Annotated in this window: 23 protein-coding genes; 17 read left to right on the top strand and 6 right to left on the bottom strand. The window is 74.6% G+C overall.

Going from position 1 to position 21,970, the window contains the following annotated elements; genetic code table 11:
* Positions 1–14 precede the first annotated feature (14 nt).
* The gene (locus O7600_RS15805) at positions 15–821 is read left to right on the top strand and encodes a sugar phosphate isomerase/epimerase (protein WP_281588118.1); all 807 of its coding nucleotides are present in this window, start codon (positions 15–17) and stop codon (positions 819–821) included.
* A 49-nt stretch (positions 822–870) separates the two neighbouring features.
* Here the strand turns inward: O7600_RS15805 and O7600_RS15800 are convergent, their stop codons facing one another.
* From O7600_RS15800 to O7600_RS15790, 3 genes are read right to left on the bottom strand one after another with little or no spacing between them, the layout of a single operon-like run.
* Positions 871–1,437: a CGNR zinc finger domain-containing protein gene (locus tag O7600_RS15800; RefSeq protein ID WP_281588116.1), complete on the bottom strand. Its 567-nt coding sequence runs from the start codon at positions 1,435–1,437 to the stop codon at positions 871–873.
* A gap of 19 nt (positions 1,438–1,456) precedes the next feature.
* Positions 1,457–2,623, bottom strand: a complete 1,167-nt coding sequence (locus O7600_RS15795; protein WP_281588114.1) for a glutathionylspermidine synthase family protein — start codon at positions 2,621–2,623, stop codon at positions 1,457–1,459.
* Position 2,624: 1 nt separating this feature from the next.
* Positions 2,625–2,900, bottom strand: coding sequence for a hypothetical protein (locus tag O7600_RS15790; protein ID WP_245666126.1), 276 nt, complete (start codon positions 2,898–2,900; stop codon positions 2,625–2,627).
* Positions 2,901–3,017: 117 nt separating this feature from the next.
* On the opposite strand from O7600_RS15790, the gene O7600_RS15785 reads away from it, so the two are divergent.
* The 13 genes from O7600_RS15785 (at position 3,018) to O7600_RS15725 (ending at position 15,739) form a co-directional block, all read left to right on the top strand.
* Positions 3,018–3,938, top strand: a complete 921-nt coding sequence (locus O7600_RS15785) for a proline dehydrogenase family protein (RefSeq protein WP_281588108.1) — start codon at positions 3,018–3,020, stop codon at positions 3,936–3,938.
* 39 nt (positions 3,939–3,977) lie between these two features.
* A complete protein-coding gene (locus O7600_RS15780; protein ID WP_281588106.1) occupies positions 3,978–4,772 on the top strand; it encodes an alpha/beta hydrolase in 795 nt (264 codons plus the stop codon).
* Complete coding sequence (locus O7600_RS15775; protein WP_281588104.1) at positions 4,765–5,334, top strand: TetR/AcrR family transcriptional regulator; 570 nt, start codon at positions 4,765–4,767, stop codon at positions 5,332–5,334. The genes O7600_RS15780 and O7600_RS15775 overlap by 8 nt, the downstream gene beginning before the upstream one ends.
* Entirely contained in the window at positions 5,331–5,666 is a 336-nt protein-coding gene (locus O7600_RS15770) for a YrdB family protein (protein WP_281588102.1), read from the top strand. The genes O7600_RS15775 and O7600_RS15770 overlap by 4 nt, the downstream gene beginning before the upstream one ends.
* 151 nt (positions 5,667–5,817) lie before the next feature.
* A complete protein-coding gene (locus O7600_RS15765) occupies positions 5,818–6,864 on the top strand; it encodes an IS30 family transposase (RefSeq protein WP_281588100.1) in 1,047 nt (348 codons plus the stop codon).
* A 923-nt stretch (positions 6,865–7,787) separates the two neighbouring features.
* A complete protein-coding gene (locus O7600_RS15760; protein WP_281588098.1) occupies positions 7,788–9,074 on the top strand; it encodes a hypothetical protein in 1,287 nt (428 codons plus the stop codon).
* A 29-nt stretch (positions 9,075–9,103) separates the two neighbouring features.
* The gene (locus tag O7600_RS15755; RefSeq protein ID WP_281588096.1) at positions 9,104–10,501 is read left to right on the top strand and encodes an efflux RND transporter periplasmic adaptor subunit; all 1,398 of its coding nucleotides are present in this window, start codon (positions 9,104–9,106) and stop codon (positions 10,499–10,501) included.
* Positions 10,498–11,355, top strand: a complete 858-nt coding sequence (locus O7600_RS15750) for an ABC transporter ATP-binding protein (protein WP_281588093.1) — start codon at positions 10,498–10,500, stop codon at positions 11,353–11,355. Before O7600_RS15755 ends, O7600_RS15750 begins: the two co-directional genes overlap by 4 nt.
* On the top strand, positions 11,352–12,536 hold the full coding sequence (locus O7600_RS15745; RefSeq protein ID WP_281588091.1) for an ABC transporter permease: 1,185 nt from the start codon (positions 11,352–11,354) through the stop codon (positions 12,534–12,536). The genes O7600_RS15750 and O7600_RS15745 overlap by 4 nt, the downstream gene beginning before the upstream one ends.
* A 228-nt stretch (positions 12,537–12,764) precedes the next feature.
* Positions 12,765–12,974 carry a helix-turn-helix domain-containing protein gene (locus O7600_RS15740; RefSeq protein WP_013288759.1) on the top strand — a complete coding sequence of 70 codons (210 nt, stop codon included), beginning with the start codon at positions 12,765–12,767 and terminating at the stop codon, positions 12,972–12,974.
* Positions 12,975–13,193: 219 nt separating this feature from the next.
* Entirely contained in the window at positions 13,194–13,295 is a 102-nt protein-coding gene (locus tag O7600_RS15735; RefSeq protein ID WP_007465623.1) for an AURKAIP1/COX24 domain-containing protein, read from the top strand.
* Positions 13,296–13,415: 120 nt separating this feature from the next.
* On the top strand, positions 13,416–14,489 hold the full coding sequence (locus O7600_RS15730) for an NAD-dependent epimerase/dehydratase family protein (protein WP_281588089.1): 1,074 nt from the start codon (positions 13,416–13,418) through the stop codon (positions 14,487–14,489).
* Between the two features lie 392 nt (positions 14,490–14,881).
* Positions 14,882–15,739, top strand: coding sequence for a lysophospholipid acyltransferase family protein (locus O7600_RS15725; RefSeq protein WP_091576911.1), 858 nt, complete (start codon positions 14,882–14,884; stop codon positions 15,737–15,739).
* Between the two features lie 21 nt (positions 15,740–15,760).
* On the opposite strand, the gene O7600_RS15720 is transcribed toward O7600_RS15725, so the two are convergent.
* The 3 genes from O7600_RS15720 to O7600_RS15710 all read right to left on the bottom strand — a co-directional run bounded on the left by O7600_RS15720 (position 15,761) and on the right by O7600_RS15710 (position 18,869).
* Positions 15,761–16,636, bottom strand: a complete 876-nt coding sequence (locus O7600_RS15720) for an HAD-IB family hydrolase (RefSeq protein ID WP_281588087.1) — start codon at positions 16,634–16,636, stop codon at positions 15,761–15,763.
* 111 nt (positions 16,637–16,747) lie between these two features.
* Complete coding sequence (locus O7600_RS15715) at positions 16,748–17,608, bottom strand: DUF5667 domain-containing protein (protein WP_281588085.1); 861 nt, start codon at positions 17,606–17,608, stop codon at positions 16,748–16,750.
* A gap of 292 nt (positions 17,609–17,900) precedes the next feature.
* Positions 17,901–18,869, bottom strand: coding sequence for an ECF subfamily RNA polymerase sigma factor, BldN family (locus tag O7600_RS15710; RefSeq protein WP_281588083.1), 969 nt, complete (start codon positions 18,867–18,869; stop codon positions 17,901–17,903).
* A gap of 542 nt (positions 18,870–19,411) precedes the next feature.
* Between O7600_RS15710 and O7600_RS15705 the strand changes: the two genes are divergently transcribed.
* From O7600_RS15705 to O7600_RS15695, 3 genes are read left to right on the top strand one after another with little or no spacing between them, the layout of a single operon-like run.
* Entirely contained in the window at positions 19,412–21,058 is a 1,647-nt protein-coding gene (locus O7600_RS15705; RefSeq protein ID WP_281588081.1) for an AMP-binding protein, read from the top strand.
* Positions 21,048–21,302 (top strand): glutaredoxin family protein, encoded by a 255-nt coding sequence (locus tag O7600_RS15700; protein WP_091569385.1) that lies wholly within the window; start codon positions 21,048–21,050, stop codon positions 21,300–21,302. Before O7600_RS15705 ends, O7600_RS15700 begins: the two co-directional genes overlap by 11 nt.
* Positions 21,303–21,316: 14 nt before the next feature.
* Positions 21,317–21,967, top strand: coding sequence for an HAD family hydrolase (locus O7600_RS15695; protein WP_281588078.1), 651 nt, complete (start codon positions 21,317–21,319; stop codon positions 21,965–21,967).
* Positions 21,968–21,970 lie beyond the last annotated feature (3 nt).

The raw sequence follows: 21,970 nt of genomic DNA, 5'->3' as shown, positions 1-21,970 counted from the left end.
CTACCCTCAGAGGCGTGACTTCCCGCGTCCCGGTGCTCCTGTCCACGTCCTCGGTCTTCCCCGAACGGACCGCGGCGGCGTTCCAGCTCGCCGCGGCGCTCGGGTACGACGGCATCGAGGTGATGGTCTGGACCGACCCGGTCAGCCAGGACCCGGGCGCGCTGCGCGGCCTGTCCGAGCACTACGGCATCCCGGTGCTCTCCGTGCACGCCCCCTGCCTGCTGGTCACCCAGCGGGTGTGGAGCGCCGACCCGTGGGAGCGGCTGCGGCGGGCCGCCGAGCTGGCCGAGACGCTGGAAGCGCCGACCGTGGTGGTGCACCCGCCGTTCACCTGGCAGCGCGACTACGCGCGCACGTTCGCCGACGGGCTCGACACCATCGCCGGGCGCTTCGGCGGGCTGCGCTTCGCGGTGGAGAACATGTTCCCGGTGCGGATGGCCGGCCGGCAGTTCGTGCCGTACGTGCCGGGCTGGGACCCGACCGACACCGGCTACGCCTCCTACACGCTCGACCTCTCGCACTGCGCGGCCTCGCACACGGACGCGCTGGCCATGGCCGACCGGATGGGCTCCGGCCTGGCGCACGTGCACCTGGGCGACGGCACCGGCGAGGGGCGGGACGAGCACCTGGTGCCCGGCCGGGGCGGCCAGCCCTGCGCGGAGCTGCTCCGCTCGCTGGCCGGGCGCGGCTTCACCGGCTCGGTGGCGGTGGAGGTCACCACCCGGGGCGCGAAGAGCCGCGCGGTCCGCGAGGCGGATCTGCGGGAGTCGCTGGAGTTCGCCCGGGCCAACCTGACCGCGCCCTCACCGGTCGACGCCTGACCCGGCCCGCGCCGGTCGCCGGCCTGAGCCGGCTCGCGCCCGCCGAGGGTCAGATGACCGGGGAGAGCGGCTGGGCCGGCACCGCCTGCTCGCCGACGGCGGCCCGCTTGCGGGCCCGGTGCGCGGCCACGTGCGAGCGGGTGGCGCAGCGCTCGGAGCAGAACCGCCGGCAGCAGTTGGACGAGGTGTCCAGGTAGACGTTGCCGCAGCGCTCGTCCGCGCAGACGCCGAACCGGGCGCTGCCGTACTCGCAGAGCCAGACCGACAGCCCCCAGACCGCGCCGGCCAGGTATTCGGCGGAGACCGAGGCGCCCCGGCTGGTCACGTGCATGTGCCAGTCGGAGGAGTCGTGGCCGGAGATGCGCGGCTGCACCGGAAACGCCTCCAGCAGCGCGTTCAGCTCCGCCACCGCCTCGCCGTCCCGCCCCGAGGTGCCGTACGCGAAGACGTCCCGGAGGCGCTTCTGCGCCCGCCGGAAGATCGCCAGGTCCCGTTCCGCGACCTCGTCGCGCATCCAGGCGTTCTCGTCCGGGAAGAGGGCCCGCAGGCCGTCCAGGTCGTCCAGCCGGGCGTTGACGAGCTCGACCCCGGTCCGGGCGTACGCGTCGAAGTTCACGACACCAACGGTAGACGACTCAGGGCAGACGCGGCGCGTCGATGTAGTGGGGCAGGAACCGCGCGTAACCGTCAGTGATGAGGCTCTCGCTCTCCCGTACCCCGGCACCGGCCGACCCGCCGTCCACGATCCAGCTGCCGAGCACCGTCCGGTAGCCGGCGAACTCGGGCAACGCGCGGAACTTCTGGTAGCAGAAGCCCTCGTCGCCGTAGATCCCCGGGTTGGTGATCTCGGTGCCGCCGGTCACGATGCGTACCGATCCGCCCTCCCGACCGAGCAGTGGCTTGGCCACGTACTCGGTCATCCCGCGCGGCGAGTCGAGGTATGCCGGCAGCAGCAGCTCGTGGCCCGGGTACAGCTCCCAGAGCACGGCCAGCAGCGCCTTGTTCGACAGCAGCAGCTTCCAGGCCGGCTCGATCCAGGTGGTCGGGGTGCCCGGGTCCAGCGCCGGACGCCCGTACGGCTCGGCGAGCATCCACTCCCAGGGGTAGAGCTTGAAGCAGGTGGTGATCGGCCGGTCGTCGGCGTCGACGAAGCGCCGCCCGTCCCAGCCGACGTGCTGGATCGGCATGAGCGTCACGTCCAGCCCGGCCTGGCGGGCGGTCTCGGCCAGGTAGCCGGCGGTGATCTGGTCCTCGCCCGACTCCTCCTCGTTCGACCAGAGCACGTGCACCCGGGGGTCGTGCAGCCCGGCGCCGATCTTGGCCCAGGTGGCGGTCAGCCGCTCGTGCAGGCTGTTCCACTGGTCCGCGTCCGGGCGGGTGTCCTCCAGCCAGTACCACTGCACGATGCTCGCCTCGACCAGCGCGGTCGGGGTGTCGGCGTTGTACTCCAGCATCTTCGGCGGCCAGCTGCCGTCGTACCAGAGGTCGAACCGGCCGTAGAGCGTCGGCGGGGCCTCCCGCAGCGAGCGGGCGACCGCCTCGGCGGCCCACTCCGGGATGCCGAACTCGGCGTACCGACAGCGGGACACCACGTGCTCGGCGGCGGCGACGGACATCCGGTGCAGCTCCTCGGTCGCCTCCTCCAGCCGGAGCACCTCGTCCAGCGTGAAGGAGTAGGCCGCGGTCTCGTCCCAGTACGACATGATCTCGCCGTCGGGCAGCTCGGTGTCCACGTACACCAGGCCCTGGGTCCGGATGGTGTCGTCCCAGTCGGGGCGCGGGGTGCTCGCCTCACGGCGCACGTCAGCCGCCGCAGGAGGCGAGGTGGGTGCCGAAGCCGCCCCGGTCGGGCAGCGCGGCGGCCGGGGCCGTGTCCCCGCGTGCTGCCGTGGCCGGGGCCGGGACGCGCAGGGCCACGGCGACGGTGTCGCCGCCCCCGCCGGCCGGGCCGAGCGCGCAGTCGTCATCGTCGTCGTCGTAGCCGTTGTTGCAACCGGTGAGCGCGAGGGCCAGCGCGGTCAGCGCGCCGAGCTGCACGGTGGCCGAGCGGAGCCGGCGCCGGGGGTGTCGTCGATCCACGTGAACGTTGTAGCCGATGGCCGCCAGCGCCGGTGCCCCGCGTCCCGAGTTCGCATGCCGAGTGAGGTTGGCCGCCGTCCCCGGCGAGGGCCCCGGGCCGGGCGTTACGCTCGGCTCATGCTCCGTTCCGTCATCCTCGCCGCCTCCCGGTCAACCCAGGTGGAGCGGCTCGTCGCGACGGCCCCGTTCACCCGGGACGTCGTCCGCCGGTTCGTCGCCGGCGCCGCCACGGACGACGCGCTGCGCGCGACCCGCGCACTCGTCGCCGACGGCCAAGCGGTCACCCTCGACTACCTGGGCGAGGACACCACCACCCCGGAGCAGGCGGACGCCACCCGGGACGAGTACCTCAGGCTGCTGCGCCTGCTCGGGGCCGCCGACCTCACCCCGGCCGCCGAGGTCAGCGTGAAGCTGTCCGCGCTCGGCCAGGCGTTCGACGAGCAGTTCGCGTACGACAACGCGCGCCAGATCTGCGCGGCGGCCGACGCGGTCGGCACCACGGTCACCCTGGACATGGAGGACCACACCACCACCGACTCGACCCTGGACATCCTGGCCAAGCTGCGCAAGGACCACCCGTCGACGGGCGCGGTGCTCCAGGCGTACCTGCGGCGGACCGAGTCGGACTGCCGCGAGCTGTCCGCGGCCGGCTCGCGGGTGCGGCTGTGCAAGGGCGCGTACAAGGAGCCCGAGTCGGTGGCCTACCAGTCCGCCCGCGAGGTGGACAAGTCCTACGTGCGCTGCATGAACGTGCTGATGGCCGGCGACGGCTACCCGATGCTGGCCACCCACGACCCGCGCCTGATCGCCATCGGCGAGGACCGGGCCCGCTGGTTCGACCGCGACCCGGGGCGGTTCGAGTTCCAGATGCTCTACGGCATCCGCCCGGAGGAGCAGAAGCGCCTGGTCGGCGAGGGTTACACGGTCCGCACCTACGTCCCCTACGGCGACCAGTGGTACGGCTACCTGATGCGCCGGCTCGCCGAGCGCCCGGCCAACCTGATGTTCTTCGGCCGCGCGGTGGTCTCGAAGAAGTGAGGCTTGACCGGCAAGGCTAATGGGATTAGCTTTTTGGCTATGACTGTTAGCCAGGTGGTGCGGGACGGCGGGACCATCGCGTACGAGGTGCACGGCGCGGGCCCCCTCGTGGTGCTCGCGCACGGCATGGGGGAGAACCGGGCGGCCTTCCGGCACCTCACACCCCGACTGGTTGCGGCCGGCTACCGGGTGGCCTCCGTCGACGTGCGCGGGCACGGCGACTCCAGCCCGCACTGGCCCACGTACGCCCCGGCCGAGGTCGGCGGCGACCTGCTCGCCGTGGTCCGGGCGCTCGGCGGTGGGCCGGCCACGCTGGTCGGCAGCTCGTCCAGCGGGGCCGGCGTCGTCTTCGCCGCCGCCGACGCGCCCGACCTGGTCAGCGGCATCGTGCAGATCAGCCCGTTCGTCGGCGCGCCGAAGCCGAACCTGGCGATGCGGGTCGCCCAGGCGGCCGTGCTCCGCAGCCCCCGCCTGTTCGGGCTGTTCCACAACACGCTCTTCCCGTGTGGCCGACCGGCCGACGACGCCGCGTACCGCAAGGAGATGGTCGCCAGGCTGCGCGGCCGGATGGACGCCGTGCGCGGGGTGATCGCGCCGGTCGACCCGCACTGGACCGCCCGGGCGCCCGAGGTGCGGCAACCGGTGCTGGTGCTGATGGGCACGAAGGACCCGGACTTCCCCGACCCGGGCGCCGAGGCCCGCGCCGCCCGCCGGCAGTTCGCCGTCGCCGAGGCTCGCATGATCGCCGACTCCGGCCACTACCCGCACGCCGACCAGCCCGACGCCACCGCCGCCGACCTGACCGAGTTCCTGACGGCGACCGCGCGTGCCTAGGGCCGGACTGACCCCCGCGACGGTGGTCCGGGAGGCCGCCGTGCTCGCCGACGAGGTCGGCTACGACCGGTTGACCCTGGCCGCGCTCGCCGGCCGGCTCGGCGTCGCGCTGCCCAGCCTCTACAAGCACGTGCGGGGCGTGGACGCGCTGCACCAGAAGCTCGCCGTGCTCGCCGCCGCCGAGATGGCCGACGTGCTGGCCGCCGCCGTCGCGGGCCGGTCCGGCGACGACGCGTTGCGCGCCGTCGCCGCCGCCTACCGGGCGTACGCCCACCGGCACCCCGGCCGCTACCCGGCCGCCCAGCGCGCGCCCGACCCGGCCGACCCCGAGCACCTGGCCGCCGCCGAACGCGCGGTCGGCGCGATCTTCGCGATCCTGCGCGGGTACGGCCTCGACGGCGACGCGGCCGTCGACGCCACCCGGATGTTCCGCGCCACCGTGCACGGCTTCGTCTCCCTGGAGGCGGCGGGCGGGTTCGGGCTGCCCCGCGACGTCGACCGCTCGTTCGACCAGATGGTCGCCGGGCTCGACCTCGCCTACCGGGGCTGGCGGTCCCGATGAAGGCGCTGCTGCTGGGCCTCATCTTCCTGCTGGAGCTGGCGCTGCTCGCGGCGGCCGGACTCTGGGGCTTCACGCTCGACGCCGGCTGGCCGGTGCGGCTGCTCGCCGGCCTCGGCGCGCCGCTGGTGATCGCCGTCGTCTGGGGCGTGTTCTGCTCGCCCCGGGCGACCGTGGTGCTGCCCGCCCCGGCCAAGCTGGGCGTGCAGGCGGCCTGCTTCCTCGCCGGCGGCGTCCTGCTGGCGCTGGCCGGTCACCCGCTTCCCGGCGCGGCCCTGGTGCTGCTCTGGGCCGTCGACAAGGCCCTCCTCATCCGCTCCGGCAACCCGATCTGACCCGCCCTCGGGGCGAGGTGCCCGGCGGATCTTGGTACGAGAACGCCCCCGGAGGGGCGGATCGGTACCAAGATCTCGACACGCGGCTGCTGGATCTTGGAGGTTTGAGGCCCCTGTGGCGGGTTCAACCGGTGGTTGCAACACCCTTCGGATGATCTTCGTTGGGGTGGTTGTGGCGTCGAGGTTGAGCCCGCTGGAGCGGGAGCAGATTGGGTTGGGTCGGGCGGCTGGTGAGTCGTTGCGGTCGATCGCGCGTCGGTTGGGGCGGGCGGTGTCGACTGTCTCGCGGGAGGTGGGCCGGTTCGAGCGTTACGGGCAGCGGTATCAGCCGTCGATGGCGCAGTGGGCGTCGTTTCTGCGGCATAACCGCGCCAAGCGTGTGCCGCGGCTAGCTGTTGACGGGCTGTTGCGTCAGACGGTGCTGGATATGCTGCGTCGACGTCGTTCGCCGCAGCAGATCGCCGCTCGGCTGCGGCTGGAGTACCCGCTGCGGCCGGAGATGCATGTGTCGCACGAGACGATCTATCAGGCGATCTACCTGCAGGCGCGGGGGAATCTGCGTGCCGAGTTGTCCCGTCAGGTGGCCCTGCGGTCTGGGCGGGCGGCGCGTCGGCGCCGGCCGGTGGCCGCGGCGGCGGTTCGCTCCGTGCGGCCGTGGCTCGGGTTGAACATCAGCGCCCGACCCGCTGAGGTCGCCGATCGGGCGGTGCCCGGGCATTGGGAGGGCGACCTGCTCGAGGGAGTACGTCGGGGTGGACGCGGTGGTTCCGCGATCGCGACCCTGGTGGAACGTGCTACCCGGTTCGTGATCCTGGTCGGGCTGCCCGAGGGCAAGGTGTCCGAACACGTCGTGTCTCAGCTGGCTGCGGCGATGACCTGGCTACCGCAGCGGTTGCGGGCCTCGTTGACCTGGGACCAGGGCACAGAGATGGCCCGGCACCGCGACTTCACCATCGCCACCGACTGCCCGGTCTACTTCTGCGACCCACACAGCCCCTGGCAACGCGGCAGCAACGAGAACACCAACGGCTTACTACGCCAGTACTTCCCCAAAGGCCAGTTCGACTTCACCACCATCGACCAAACCGGCCTCAACGCCATCGCCGACGAACTCAACGACCGCCCCCGCATGACCCTGGGCTGGGCCACCCCCGGTGAGAAGATGACCCAGCTACTAGGTGTTGCAACCACCGATTGAGTCCGCCTGTGGGGGCCGTTTCCTTCCAAGATCTGGCTCGCGGTCCGGCGCGGAGACTGGTCGCGGGCTCTCGCCCGGACCGCCCGCCCCGGCCGCCCGCGTCCGCACCCTTGCCCGCGTCCGCGTCACCGTCGATCTTGGAGTTGTGGCACCTCGGATAACGGGTCAATCCGACATGCTGGGCGCCACAACTCCAAGATCGACGCACGGTGCCGGTACGGCGCGGTGCCGGGTGGGGGAGGCAGGGATTACGGGGAGGACTCTTTCCCGGAACGCCCGATTGGTCGTACCCTTCGCCGGTGACCGACGGCGACGAGGAGCCTCCCGGCCGGGCAGCCGACGGCGACGAGCCACGCGCCGGGAGCGACGGCGAGGGGCCAACCCCGCGCGTCGAGGCGCCACCCGATCCGACCCCGGTCGACGGTCCGAACCCGGCGAGCCGTGAGTCGTCAGCGCAGGGCACACCCCGGCCGGTCGCGAAGGTCCCCGCCTCCGGACCGGCCGCCTCCGAGCCGGATGCCGTCGCCTCCGAGCCGGATGCCGTCGCCTCCGAGCCGAGTGCTGTCGTCCCCGAGTCGGTCGCATCCGCCCCGGAATCGAGCCCGGCCAACCCGACGCCGAATGCGGTCGCGTCCGCGCAGGTGCCGGCCGCCCCGGCCGTAGGGCCGACAGTGCCCGAGCCGATCACGCCCGCATCCCCTCCGGCAGCGGCCGCGCCCGAGGAAGGCGCCGACGCTCCCCGCCCGGCGCCGCCGCCCTCGACAACCCCGCCCCCGACAACCCCGCCCTCGACAACGCCGCCCCCGACAACCCCGCCCTCGACAACGCCGCCCCTGACAACGCCGCCCCTGACAACGCCGCCCCTGACAACGCCGCCCCTGACAACGCCGCCCCTGACAACGCCGCCCTCGATGCCGCCGCAGGTGGCCGTACCCCATGCGCCTGCCCCGATCGGGAGAGCGGCGAAGAAACGGCGGTGGCCGCTCTGGACCGCCCTCGGCCTGGCCCTCGGGCTGACGGCGGGTGCGGTGCCCGGCGTACTCCTGCGGCAGTTGGCGCCCGACGCGGCCGGGCGGCCGGCCGCGGGCCGCGAGGACCGGGGCACGCCGGCGCAGCGGCGGCTCGCGGAGCGGATGGTCGCGCAGCTCGACCGGCAGGCCACCGCACTGCTCGGCGGCGACCGGGCCGGCTTCCTCGCGGTGGCGGAGCCGGCGGCCCGGCCGGCGCTCAGCAAGCGGTACGCGGCTTTGCGCGCGCTGCGGACCAGCGTGTGGCGACCCGCCGCCGTCGGTGTGCCGGTGGCCGTCGACGGGCGGCCCGGGGAGTGGCGGCTCACGGTGACCGTGGGCTACTGCTTCGTGGTGCCGGGCTGCGGGCCGAGCACGGCGACGATGGGCACCCGGTGGCGGGTGGTGGGGGAGGAGCCGCGACTGGCCGCCCTGGAGCCGTCCCGGACGGATCCGACGGGCGTACGCCCGTGGGAGGTCAGCGACCTGGCCGTCGCGGTGGGGAAGCGGGCGGTGGTGGCCACCACGCCGGCCCAGCGGGCCAAGCTGGCGGGGTTGCTGGCGCAGGCGGAGTCGGCCGCCCGCGCCGCGGACCGGTACGCGGTCGACGGCACGCCTCCGGACCGCTACCTGATCTTCTACGCGGGGCGGGCGGAGTGGCAGCGCTGGTACGGCGGTGGCCGACCGAAGTGGACCGCCGGGTACGCGGTGGGCGTCGGTGGGGGGCGGCACGACGTCGTGCTCAACGCGCAGAGCCTCTCCCCGGCCGGGGTGGACGACCTGCTGCGGCACGAGCTGACCCACGCCGCCTCGCTGCCGGAGCAGGGCTACGCGGACCGGGCGAACTGGTGGCTGGTGGAGGGGTTGGCCGAGTACGCCGGCACCGACGGTCAACCGGTCGACCGCTACGAGGGCCTGGCCGAGGTGCGCAAGCTGCTCAAGGGCGGGTGGTCCGGCCGGCTGGACGCGGTGGCTCCGGCCGACGACGCGAGCGACGACCGGGTCGGCGGCGCCTACGGCGTCGGGTACCTGGCCGTGCGGCACCTGGTCGACCGCTACGGCGAGCAGCGGGTGCTGGACTTCTTCCGGGCCGTGGTGCACCAGCGCCGGTCCCCGGCCGAGGCCGCCGACGAGGTGTTCGGCGACCCGTGGTCGGCGTTGCAGGGCGACTGCGTCGCCTACGTGCGAACCGCCGCCGGCTGACCCGTCGACACCGGTCGACGGGTCGTAGCATGGGCCGGGTGGCCCGCACTCCCTCGCCGCGGCTGCCCGCGGCCCGCCGCCCCCGTCTCGTCACCGCCCTCCTCGCCGTCGTCGCCCTGACCGGCACCACCGCCGCCTCCTGCGGTGACGACACCTCCGCCGTCGCCGTCGCCCCGGTCGGCCGTGCGCCGGTGAGCGAGGTGATCGACGCGCCGGCCACGGTGACCGCCCGGGCCGCCGCCACCCTCACCGCCCCCGCCGACGGCACGCTGGCGAGCCTGCGGGTCCAACCCGGACAGCGGGTGACCCGCGGGCAGGTGCTCGCGGTGATCGACTCGCCGGCCGCCCGGGACCGGCTGACGCAGGCGCGGGAGGCGTTGCGCGCGGCGAAGCGCGCCGGCCGGGGCGTCGGCGTCGGCGACCTGGGCGGTAGCCGGCGCGGCACCGACCGGGCCGCGGACGAGGCGTTCGCCGCCGCCCGCGCCGCCGCGGGCAAGGTCGGCGACCCGCAGTTGCGCGCCGCGCTGCTGCTCCAGGTCCGGTCCGCGCAGCAGCAGTACGAGTCGGCGGCCCGCGCCGCCGACCGCGCGGTCACCGCCGTGCAACGCGGCGTGGCGGGCCTGAACAGCGCCGTCGGCGCGCTGTCGGCCGCGCAGCGCCTCCAGGCCCAGCAGGCGTACGACCTGGCGAAGGCGACCGTCGACGCGTTGACGCTGCGCGCCCCGATCGGCGGTGTGGTGCAGCCGGGTGGCACCCGGGCGGCCGCACCGAGCGACCTCGCCGGGCTGCTCGGCGCGACCGGGGGCGGGGCGGTGCCCGGCCTGGACCCGTCGGCGCTGGGCGCGGCCGGTCAGGGCGGCCCGCCGGCCGGGGTCGACGACGTGGTGCCGGCCGGTGGCCGGGTCACCGCCGGCACCCCGGTGCTCACGGTGGTGGACACCGGGCGGCTGGGCCTGCTCGCCGAGGTCGACGAGACCGACGTGCTGCTGGTCCGGGCCGGGGTGCCGGCCTCGGTCGAGTTGGACGCGGTGACCGGCGCGACCTACGACGCCACGGTGCGCTCCGTCGACGTGCTGCCCACCAGCTCGGCCCGGGGCGGGGTCACCTACCGGGTCCGGCTCGACCTGGGCGCCGGTCGGCTCGGTGAGGCGGAGGCCGCGCCGGCGCCCCGCCCCGGGATGAACGCGGTGGTCCGGCTGCGGGTGCGGGAGGCCGCCGACGCGGTGGCCGTACCGGCCTCGGCGGTGTTCTCCGCGGACGGGCGGGACGCGGTCTGGGTGCTGCGCGACGGACGCGCGGACCGGGTCCCGGTGACGGTCGGCGTGCAGGGTCAGGACCTGGTGCAGATCGTGGACGGGGTGCGGGCCGGTGACCGGGTGGTGGTGCGCGGCGCCGACCAGGTCCGCGACGGCCAGGAACTGCCGTGACGGTCGCCGCGGTCGAGGCGGTCGACGTCTCGCGCACGTACGAGCTGGACGGGGTGTCGGTGTCCGCGCTGCGTGGCGTCTCGCTCACCATCGACCAGGGCGAGTACGTGGCGGTGATCGGCCCGTCCGGCTCCGGCAAGTCCACGCTGATGCACCTGCTCGGCGGGCTGGACCGGCCCACCGGCGGTCGGCTGGTGATCGGGGGCCGGGACGTGGCCACGCTGACCGCCCCGGAACTGGCGACGCTGCGCAACGAGACCATCGGCTTCGTCTTCCAGGCGTTCCACCTGCTGGCCCGGACGTCCGCGGTGGACAACGTGGCGCTGCCGCTGGTCTACCGGGGCGTCGGTGCGCGGCAGCGCCGGGAACGGGCGGCGGCGATGCTCGGCCGGGTCGGGCTCTCCCACCGGCTGCACCACCGGCCCAACCAGCTCTCCGGCGGCGAGCAGCAGCGGGTGGCGATCGCCCGGGCGCTGGTCACCGAACCGGCGGTGCTGCTCGCCGACGAGCCCACCGGCAACCTGGACAGCGCCACCGGCGAGGCGGTGCTGGAGCTGCTGGAGCGGTTGAACGCCGAGTCCGGGGTGGCCCTGGTGATGGTCACGCACGACCAGGAGGTGGCCGCCCGGGCGCGCCGCCGGATCGCCGTGCGGGACGGGCTGATCCGTTCCGACACCCGTCATGATCGACCGGGGTCGGGCGGTTCCGGCGCACCTGCGACACTGGACCCCGCTCCCAGCGCGGAGCCCCGGTCCGCGTCCGGAAGCGGCCCGGGGCACCCGCCCGGTGGCTCCGGTGGCGCCACCGGAGCCACCGGGCGCCTTCCGCGCACCGGCGCCGGGGGTGCCGGATGAGGGTGGCCGAGGCATGGCGGGTGGCGCTGGACGCGCTGCGGGCCAACCGGATGCGCAGCCTGCTGACCATGCTCGGGGTGATCATCGGGGTCGCCTCGGTGGTGATCCTGGTAGCCATCGGCACCGGCACCAAGCAGCAGGTGGAGCAGCAGGTCGAAGGGCTCGGCTCGAACCTGCTCCTGGTGGTGCCCGGAAAGATCGAGGTGGGCACCGCCCCGGTGGTGTCGCCGCTCGACCTCAAGGACGTCGACGCCGTCTCCCGGGTGGTCGGCGACCCCGGCCGGGTGGCCGTGACGGTTGCCTCCGGCGCGACGGCGAGGGCCGGCAACCGGTCCGACTTCACCACCGTGCAGGGCGTGCTGGAGACCACCCCGTCCGTGTTCACCCGGTCGCTGGCCCGGGGTCGCTACCTGACCGGCGCCGACGTCGACACCAGCCGCCGGGTGGCGGTGCTCGGCGCCTCGGTGGCCCGGGCGCTCTTCCCCGAGCGGGACCCGCTCGGCCAGCAGGTCACCCTCGCCGGCGTGCGGTTCCGGGTGATCGGCGTCTTCGCGCCGCTCGGGCAGAGCCTCGGCGTGGACCGGGACGACGAGGTGCACGTACCGGTGACCGCCGCGCAGCGGCTGTGGGGCACCCAGCGGATCGACGGCATCGCGGTCAAGGCGCCGGACCGGGAGCGGATCGACCAGCTCGGCGAGCGGATCGTGGCGGAGCTGTCCCGCCGGCACCCGGACACCGAGTTCAGCGCCGTCACCCAGCAGCAGATCCTGGGCGTGCTCGGCGACATCCTGGGGGTGCTCACCGGCGTCCTGGCCGCCATCGCCGGCATCTCGCTGCTGGTCGGCGGCGTCGGCGTCTCGAACATCATGCTGGTCTCGGTACGCGAACGCACCCGCGAGATCGGCCTGCGCAAGGCGGTCGGCGCCCGCCCCCGGGACATCGGCGTGCAGTTCCTGCTGGAGGCGGTGCTGCTCACCTCGATCGGCGGCCTGACCGGGATGGCGCTCGGTGTCGGCACCGCGCAGCTGGTCGACACGTTCTCGCCGATCCCGGCCGCGATCACCTGGTGGTCGCTGGCGCTCGCGTTCGGCGTCTCGGCCGCGGTGGGCATCGTGTTCGGCGTGGTGCCGGCGCAGCGGGCCGGCCGGCTCGACCCGGTGGTGGCGCTGCGCGCCGAGTAGCGCCACCGGCCACCGGTCCCGCGAACGGGAACGGGACGCGCCACCCGTCCGGGCGAAAAAGCCCTGGTGGACACCGGGTGAACGGCCGTCCCGCCATGATCAAAGGAGAGAAGGGATCGCGCTGGTCACAGCCGTCCCGCTACCGTACTGGTTACACGCGCGTCGCTCGTCGAGGCGGGAGCACCTGCCCGGTGACACGCGCCGGGCACGGGAATGGGTCGGTGAGCCATGGCCGGGTCGCAGTCCGACGCACGGCTGTCGGATGTCAGGTTCCTGACCGTCGCCGAGGTGGCAACGGTCATGCGGGTCTCCAAGATGACGGTCTACCGTCTCGTGCACAGCGGTGAGCTGACCGCGGTGCGGGTCGGGCGGTCGTTCCGGGTGCCCGAGCACGCCGTGCACGAATACCTCCGGGGCGCGTTCCAGGAGTCCGCCTGACCCCTCGGCGGCCGGTCCGCCGAGTGCGACGAAAAGGGGCATCGACGGGGGCGCGTTGGTCCTGCTGACGCACTCCGGCTACCCTGGACCACGACCGTGACCGCACCCTGGTGTGCCCTGCCCACCACGCTGGTCCGGTCCGTTGTCCGAAGCGGGCACGGCGCCACCGGTGGTGGCGCCTCCCGGTCCGCCCCGCACGTTGCATCGAAAGGCTGTCGTATGGGCTCGGTGGTCAAGAAGCGCCGCAAGCGCATGGCTAAGAAGAAGCACCGCAAGCTGCTGCGCAAGACCCGCGTCCAGCGTCGCCGTCTCGGCAAGTGACCGGGGCCGGGCTCTGGCCCGGCATCCGGCACCACTTGCCAACTGTCGACCCTCGGAGGCTCAGGTGATCAGGCCGCGGACGTCCCGGCTCGATCCCGCCTGCCGCGCAAGGCGCACGACATGACCCCCGGTGGCACCTCCGGTGCTCCGGGGGTCGTCGTCGTCACCGGGGTCGGCCGCTACCTCGGCGCGAACGTCGCCGCCCGGCTCGCCGCCGACCCGCGTATCGAGCGCGTCATCGGCGTCGACCCGGCTCCGCCCAACCCCGAGCTGACCGACCTGCTCTCGGACGTCGAGCGGGTCCGCATCGACCTCGACTCGCTCGGCGGTCTCCTGGCCGACCTCGACGTCGACGCCGTGGTGCACCTGGCGTTGGTCTCCGCCCCCGATCCGCAGCTCGGCGGCCGGACGGGGATGAAGGAGCAGAACGTCATCGGCACGATGCAGCTGCTCGCCGCCTGCCAGCGGGCGCCCCGGCTGCGCAAGCTCGTGGTCCGCTCGTCGACCGCCGCGTACGGGGTGTCGTTCCGCGACCCGGCCGTCTTCACCGAGGAGACCGAGCCACGCGAGGTGCCGCGCGGCGGTTTCGGCCGCGACATCCTCGACATCGAGGGGTACGTGCGGGGGTTCCGCCGCCGCCGGCCGGACGTCACCGCCACCGTGCTGCGCTTCGCCCCGTTCATCGGGTACGCGGCCGACACCACGCTCACCCGCTACTTCTCCCAGCCGGTGGTGCCCACCGTCTTCGGCCGCGACCCGCGCCTGCAGTTCGTCCACGTCGACGACGCCCTGGAGGTGCTGCACCGGTCGGTCGCCGAGGAACACCCGGGGACCTACAACGTGGCCGGGCCGGGCGTGCTGTCGCTGTCCCAGGCGATCCGCCGGGCCGGTCGGGTGGCGCTGCCGGTGCTGGAGCCGGGCCTGGCCGGGGTGGCCGCGGTCGCCCGCACCATGGGCTTCGGGCGCTACGGCCTGGACCAGGTCGACCTCTTCGTGCACGGCCGGGTGGTCGACACCAGCCGGCTGGAGCGCGAGTACGGCTTCACCCCCCGTTCCACCGCCGCCGCCTTCGAGGACTTCATCCGCGCCCACCACGGTGGCGTGGTGGTGACCCGGGACCAGCTCGCCGCCGCGGAGCAGCTGGTGCTGGAGAGCATCCGGCAGGTCCGCTCGACCGTCCAGGAGCGCTCGTGAGCAGCCCGGAGGAGCGGCGTGACGCGCGCTACGACGTACCGCTGACCGTGCCCGAGCCGGGCGCGGAGCCGGCGCGGCGCAACGGGCACCGCCGGGTCACCGCGCCGGCCGCCCGCCCGGCCGCGCCCGCCGACGAGCCGGACACCTCCGCCGACGAGCCCGCACGCGCCGCCGTCGAGTCCGGCGCGGCTGCCGACGCCGGTCCCGCCGACGCGCCGGGCGTCCCCGCCGCCCGCCCACCGGCCAGGAAGGCGGTGGCGAAGAAGGCGGTCGCGAAGAAGGCGGTCGCGAAGAAGGCCACCGCCAAGCAGGCGAGGCCGGATGAGGCCGGCTCCGGCACGGCCGGCCCGGGAACCGAAGCCGCCCGGCACACGACGCCGCCGGGACCAGCCGTGGCCGACCGGCCGGGGGACCACTGGGACCGCAGGGTCGCCCAGGGCCTCGCGTTCCTGCGCCGCCGGCTCTCCGGTGACTACGAGGTCGACGAGTTCGGCTTCGACCCCGACCTCACCGACGCGGTCTTCCATCCGCTGGTCCGGCTGCTCTACCGGGACTGGTTCCGCACCGAGGTCGGCGGCGTGGAGCACGTGCCGGCCGACGGCGCCGGCCTGGTGGTCGGCAACCACTCCGGCACCGTGGCGCTGGACGCGCTGGTGCTCTCCGCCGCGCTGCACGACCGGCACCCGCAGCGCCGCTACCTGCGGCTGCTCGGCGCCGACCTGGTCTTCCGGATGCCGGTGGTCTCCGAACTCGCCCGCAAGACCGGCGGCACGGTGGCCTGCAACCCGGACGCGGAACGGCTGCTCGGCAACGGCGAGCTGGTCGGCGTGTTCCCGGAGGGCTTCAAGGGGGTCGGCAAGCTCTACGCCGACCGCTACAAGCTCCAGCGGTTCGGCCGGGGCGGCTTCGTCTCCGCCGCGCTGCGCACCGGCACGCCGATCGTGCCGGTCGCGATCGTCGGCGGCGAGGAGATCTATCCGATGCTCGCCGACATCAAGCCGCTCGCCCGGCTGCTCAAGTTGCCCTACTTCCCGGTGACGCCGACCTTCCCCTGGCTGGGGCCGCTGGGCATGGTGCCGCTGCCGAGCAAGTGGCTGATCGAGTTCTGCCCGCCGATCCCGACCGCGCACCTGCGCGACTCGGCGGACGACCCGCTGGTCGTGTTCAACCTCGCCGACCAGGTGCGGGAGACCATCCAGCAGACGCTGCACAAGCTGCTCGAACGTCGCCCCGACCCGTTCGGCCCCTGACCGGGGGCCGGGCCCGCCGCGTCAGGCGCGCTGGCGACGGCGGTGCAGCGCCAGCCCGGCGCTGACCGCGCCGGCGAGCAGCCCGGCGGCGGCGGTCGACGGCACGGCGATGCGTGCCGCCCGGCGGCCGGTGCGGAAGTCGCGGACGTCCCAGCCCCGTTCACGGGCCTGGCGCAGCAGCGCGGCGTCCGGGTTGACCGCCACCGCGCGGCCCACGGCCGAGAGCATCGGCAGGTCGTTCGACGAGTCGCTGTAGGCGGCACAGCGGGCCAGGTCGAGCCCCTCCACGGCGGCCAGCTGGGTGACCGCCTCCGCCTTCGCCGGCCCGTGCATCAGGTCGCCGACCAACCGGCCGGTGTACGCCCCGTCGACCACCTCGGCCACCGTGCCGATCGCACCGGTCAGGCCGAGCCGGGCGGCGATCACCCGGCCGATCTCCACCGGGGCGGCGCTGACCAGCCAGACCCGCTCACCCGCGTCGAGGTGCCGTTGGGCCAGCCGGTGCGTGCCGGCCCAGATGCGCGGCGCCATCAACTCGTCGAAGATCTCCTCGGTGAGGCGTTCCACGTCGTCGACCCGCCAGCCCTGCACGAAGGCGAGAGCCGCCTCCTTGGCCTGGGTCATGTCGCCGGCGTGCTCGGTGGCGAGCAGCCGGAACCGGGCCTGCTGCCAGGCGAACCGGGCCAGGTCGCCGGCGGTGAAGTAGTTGCGGGCGGCCAGGCCACGGGCGAACCAGTAGATCGAGGCGCCCCGCATCATCGTGTTGTCGACGTCGAAGAAGGCGGCGGCCGTCGGGTCGGGTGTGACAGTGGTCGCGGGTGCCGCCGGGGTCTCCGACCAGCCGGCGGTGTGCCCGTGGGCGTCGGTGCTGACCGTCACCTTGCGGCTCCCGGTCACGGCGACCTCCCTGCCTCGACGACCACGTACGCGCTCCGCGTCGAGCGTATCCGGCACGCCGTGACGGCCGGGTGTCCGCCGGGAGAAGTGTGGCGTGATCGGCGGCCGCGCTCAGCGGTCGCCGGGGCAGGCGGCCGGGGCCGGCCCGAGCGCGTCGCTGGCCGCCGGCGCGGGCAGCCCGCAGGCGATGGACTCACGCAGCGCGTCGGCGCGCTTGCCGGCCGCGTCGAGCAGGGCGAGCGAACGGCGGGTGCGGTCCCGGTCGGCGTGGTCGGGCCGGTCCAGCAGGCCACTGACCACCCGGCGCTGGCCGGCGAGGAAGGTGTCCACCGCGTCCAGCGCGGTCGGGTCCGACCGCTGCGCGGCGACCGTGGTGAGCAGGCGTACGCCCTGGCGGGTGTCGGTGTCCATGTCGTCCAGGACGGCGCTGAAGCCGAGCCGGTCGTCGCGCACCGAGGCGGCCTCGTCGAGCCGGGTCCGGGCGAAGTCGAGGAAGAGCTGCCCCCGGCTGATGTCCGAGCTGGCCAGGGCGAGCTGGGCGCGCTCGGTGGAGCGCTTCATGCCGTAGAGGGCGTCGCCGGGCAGCGCGTTCTCGCTGGCGGCGGAGATGCCGGAGAGGGCGACCGCACCGGCGGCAACGCCGACCAGGATCGCGCCCCGGGCCCGGGCCCGGCGGCCGGTGATCGCCGGCAGCAGCGCGCCGCGCAGACCGGTGGCCGCGCCCGTCCGGGCCGGAGCCGTCACGCCCTCGCGCTCGGCGGTCGCCACCAGCATCGCGCGCAGGCCGGTGCGGAACTCGGGATCCACCTCGACGGTGGGCCGTTCGGCGGTGACCCGCCGGCTCACCTCGACGAGCGCGGTGAGCTCGCCGTCGGCCCGGGACCGGACGTGGTGCCGGCGTCCGCCGTTGGCCTCGTCGAGAAGTTGCGCGAAGCGCTCGGCTCGCCGACGGGAGAAGAGGTCGCTGTCCACCGCGGGCACCCCCTCTCGCTGGTCACGGCCGGACGGCCGTCGTCGTCACCAGCGACCGGTGGCAGCGTGCGGCCGAGGGCCGACCGGACGGCCGACCTGACCCGCCGGACCGGGTGGCCCGGGGGACGCCGGGACAACCACTGGTCGCACCCGGAGAAACGGTTCGCGCCGGTCGCCGGTTACGGCCCGATCGGGGGCGAAATCACCGGGTGTGATCGCTGCCGGGGGACCGGGTCGGGCACGCGACACCGCCCGGCGCCTGCGCCGGTGGGGTGGACGGGCTCGGAGCGGGTCAGGCCTGGAAACCGTCGGGCAGCAGCCGGGCCAGCGCCCGGACCGCCCGGTACTGCAGGGCCTTGATGGCCCCCTCGTTCTTGCCCATCGCGCGGGCCGTCTCGGCCACCGAGAAGCCCTGCAGGAACCGCAGCACGATGCACTCCTGCTGCTCCGGGTTGAGCTGCTTGACGGCGGTGAGCAGGGCGACGTTGGTGATGTGCTCGACCACCGCCGCCTCCGGGCTGCCCTCCGGCCCGCGGTCCTCCCGGTCGGCGTCGAGGACGTCACCGGTGGTCACCTCCAGCCGGTAGCGCCCGGACTTGAAGTGGTCGGCGACCAGGTTGCGGGCGATGGTGACCAGCCAGGCGCCCAGGTCGCGGCCCTGCCAGGTGAAGCTGCCGATCCGCTTGAGCGCCCGCAGGAACGTGTCGGAGGTGAGGTCCTCGGCGAGCTGGCGGTTGCCGACCCGGAAGTAGACGAACCGGAAGACGGTGTCGACGTACCGGTCGTAGATCAGACCGAACGCCTCGGACTCGCCGGCCTGGGCCCGTTCGACGAGCGTCCAGACCTCGGTGGCCGGGTCGGACGGGTCGGGGCGGCTCGGGAAGCCGGTGGCCGTCGTGGCGGCCGGTACCGCGGGCAGCACCGCGGTGTCACCGGCGGCCACCGCGGGCAGCACGGCGGTCTCGGCGGCGGACGGCTCGCTGCTGGTGGTGGCGTCGCCGCGTCGGGCCTGCGCCGGCATGGCTGGACGGGTCGGCGCGAGTCGTCCGGCCGCCGGCTTCGCGTTGCCGCCGGGCAGCGCGGGTCTCGGCGGCGCCTCGTTGGCGTGGTGGGCGCGGCTGCGGACCCGCCGCGCCTCGCTCCGCACCGCGAGCAGGCCGTCGGCGCCGCGCGTGGCGGGCTCGGCGCGCTCGTTGAGCGGGTTCCGCTGGGTGGGGCCGGTCACCCCGGCCGGCCGGTCCGCGTAACCGAAGGTGGTCACCGCGCCTCCCCGGTCCGGGTGGACAGCGACCGCGCGGGGCGCCACGGGGGCGCCGCGGGACCGGGTACGCCCCGGTCGGGCGCGGTCGGTCCGGGACGTGCCGGCGGGCGGCAGGTCCTCTTGAGGTGCTGGTCCAATGCGCTCACGGGCACGGGGGCCTCCTCGGGCTGAGGGGTGTCGACTCACGGCAAATGGGGTGAGCCGACCCGAGTGATGATAGGGCCAACGTCACCCACGCGTGGCAAGTCCGTTACACAGAGCGGAAGTATTTCCCGCCGGGTCGCACTCCTGGCGGACCGGTTGTCCGTCGTGTGTGGTTGACTTTCGCGCCGGGAGCTGGTCCGGAGTGGAAAGTCCTGGTCGGAGCCGATTTTCTTTTCACTCGGCGTGTCGCGGGAGCGACTCGGACGGGTCGCTTCCGGCTGCCCGTGCCGCACCGGTGGAGATCCTCATCCCGCACATGGGATTCCCGCCAGGTCGCATGTGCGGTCCCGTGCAACGGACCCGGGTCGGCGTCCGGGCATGGCCCGGCGGTCCCGGCTGTGCCAGACTCAGCCACCGTGCAGGACGCCGCCGACAGCTCCGCGCCGAACCTCGCCGACCGGCTCCGCCGGGCCGCCGCCGACCGGGGTGACCGGGTCGCGCTGCACTGGCGCGACCGGACGGTGACCTGGTCCGAGCTGGACCGCGCGGTCACCGCCACCGCCCACGCGCTGCGCGCCGGCACGGCCCCGCCCGCAGACGGGGCGCACCCGCCCCGGGTCGCGGTCGCGTTCGGCAACACCCCCGACTTCGTGGTCGCCTACCTGGCCGTGCTCCGCGCCGGCCTGGTCGCGGTGCCGGTCAACCCCACGCTGACCGCCCGGGAGCTGCGGCACGTGCTCGCCGACTCCGGCGCCTCCGTGCTGGTCGGCGCCGCCGAGGTGACCGCGCGGGTGAACCCCGCCGAGCTGCCCGCGCTGCGCGCCGTGCACACCGCGCCGCCGGTCGTCGACGCCGACCCGTCCACCCCGTTCCCGACCCGCGACGGCGACGACCTCGCCGTCCTGCTCTACACCTCGGGCACCGAGGGACGGCCCAAGGGCGCGATGCTGTCGCACCGGGCGCTGGCCGCCAACCACGCCCAGGTCGACCGGATCGAGCCGCCCGTGGTGGGGCCCGACGACACCGTGCTGCTCGCCCTGCCGCTGTTCCACGCGTACGGGCTGAACTCCGGGCTCGGGGCCGTGGTGCACCACGGCGCGACCGGGGTGCTGGTCGACGAGCCCGGCCCGGACGGCGCGCGGGACGAGATCGCCCGGCACCGGGTCAGCGTGCTGGTCGGCGTACCGTCGATGTTCCTGACCTGGGCCGACGCGCCGGGTGACGCGGCGGAGGCGCTGGCCTCGGTGCACGTCGCGGTGTGCGGCGCGGCGCCGCTGCCGCCGGCGGTCGGCGCGCGCTTCACCGAGCTGACCGGGCACCCGGTGCACGTCGGCTACGGCCTCACCGAGACCGCCCCGGTGCTCACCTCGACGCTGGTCGGCGGCGAGCCGAAGCCCGGCTCGATCGGCCGGCCGCTGCCCGGCGTCGAGCTGCGCCTGGTCGGCTCCGACGGCACCGAGCTGTGGCGCGACGGGGTGCCCGCGGCCGAGGCCGACGACGACGGGATGGACCTCACCGACGACCCGACCGGCACCGACCCCGGGCAGATCGTGGTGCGCGGCGCGAACCTGTTCGCCGGCTACTGGCCGGACGGGCGGGGCGGACCGGACCCGGACGGCTGGTGGGCCACCGGCGACGTGGCCTACGCCGACGGCGACGGCGACCTGTTCCTGGTCGACCGGCTCGGCGAACTGATCCTGGTCAACGGCTTCAACGTCTACCCGCACGAGGTCGAGCTGGTGCTCCAGGGGCACCCCGGGGTGGCCGAGTCGGCCGTCCTGGGGGTGCCGCACCCGCGGACCGGCGAGACTGTCCGGGCGTACGTGGTGCGGGCGGCCGGCTCGACGGTCGCGGCCGAGGAGCTGCTCGCCCACTGCGCGCGTAACCTGGCCCGGTTCAAGTGCCCGACCGCCGTCGAGTTCGTCGACAGCCTGCCGTACTCGGCGATCGGGAAGGTGCGCAAGACCGAGCTGCGCCCGGCGCCCGCGGTGCCGACACCGGCGCGACCGCCCGAGACCCGCACGGAGGTATCCGATGTCCAGTGACGCGAGGCTCATCCTGATCACCCGGCCCGGCTGCCACCTCTGCGACGACGCGAAGGCGGCGCTGGACCGGGTGGTGGCCGTCACCGGCGACCGCTGGGTGGAGAAGGACGTGACCGGCGACGTGGAGCTGGAACGCGACTACGGCGACCGGCTCCCGGTGGTGCTGCTCGACGGCAAGGAGCACGGCTACTGGCGGGTCGAGGAGGACCGGCTCCTGCGCGACCTGACCACCCCGCAGCTCTGATCTATCGTGCTCGGGTGACGGGAACACGACGCCATCTGGTGTGGGACTGGAACGGCACGCTCCTCGACGACCTCGACCTGGTGGTGCGCGCCACCAACGTGGCGTTCGCCAGCGCCGGGGGCCCGGCGGTCAGCGCGCGGGAGCACCGGGTGCGGTTCCGCCGGCCGATCGCCGACTACTACGCCGAGATGCTCGGCCGGGCGGTGGACGCCGAGGCGTTCGGCGCGCTCGACCGGATCTTCCACGACGCGTACCGGGCCGGGCTGACCAGCTGCGCGCTGGCCGCCGACGCCACCGCCGCGATCGCCGCCTGGCCGGGCAGCCAGTCGCTGCTGTCCATGTGGTTCCACGACGAGCTGGTGCCGACCGTGCACACGTACGGGCTGACCCCGCACTTCGACCGGGTGGACGGGCTGCGCGCGGCGGTCGGCGGCGGCCCGAAGGCGGAGTGGCTGGAGAAGCACCTGGCCGAGCTGGGGCTGGCCGGTCACGAGGTGGTGCTGATCGGCGACTCGCTGGACGACGCCGACGCGGCCGTCTCGGTCGGCGGCGCGGCGGTCCTCTACACCGGTGGCCTCTCCGACCCGGCGGTGCTGCGGGCCAGCGGCCACCCCACCGCCGACACCCTCACCGAGGCGGTCACCCGGGCCCGCAGCCTGCCCTGACCG

This window comes from Micromonospora sp. WMMA1998 (assembly GCF_027497375.1).
GTDB lineage: Bacteria > Actinomycetota > Actinomycetes > Mycobacteriales > Micromonosporaceae > Micromonospora > Micromonospora sediminicola.
Note: the sequence above shows the minus strand (reverse complement) of the source record. Positions and strands in the feature narration are given on the sequence as shown.